Source organism: Shewanella litoralis (assembly GCF_009828585.1).
GTDB classification, from domain to species: Bacteria; Pseudomonadota; Gammaproteobacteria; order Enterobacterales; family Shewanellaceae; genus Shewanella; species Shewanella litoralis.
This window is the reverse complement of record NZ_WSRZ01000104.1, coordinates 1-388: the sequence shown is the minus strand read 5'-3', so window position 1 is coordinate 388 and position 388 is coordinate 1. Positions and strand designations below refer to the sequence as shown.

The window sequence follows — 388 nt, the reverse complement described above, 5'->3', positions numbered from 1 at the left end:
ACCACGACTCACAGTCGTGCATGGACCCTAACGTCATGGAGGCGAAGATTGTTGTGAGCTCTTGTGGACATGATGGTCCTTTTGGAGCCACTGGTGTCAAGAGGTTGAAGAGCATTGGCATGATCGATCATGTTCCTGGGATGAAGGCTTTGGACATGAACACTGCTGAAGACGCTATTGTGAGATTGACCAGAGAAGTTGTTCCTGGTATGATTGTGACCGGTATGGAAGTTGCTGAGATCGATGGTGCCCCAAGAATGGGACCAACCTTTGGTGCTATGATGATATCGGGACAAAAGGCCGGACAGCTTGCTCTTAAGGCTTTGGGACTGCCCAATGCTATTGATGGAACTAACGTCGGAAACCTAAGCCCAGAGCTTGTCTTAGC

The 388-nt window shown here is 49.5% G+C and carries 1 protein-coding gene; it reads left to right on the top strand.

Going from position 1 to position 388, the window contains the following annotated elements:
- Nucleotides 1-35: 35 nt before the first annotated feature.
- On the top strand, nucleotides 36-388 hold a 353-nt coding region (locus tag GQA99_RS21110; RefSeq protein WP_240904657.1), incomplete at its 3' end, for a hypothetical protein.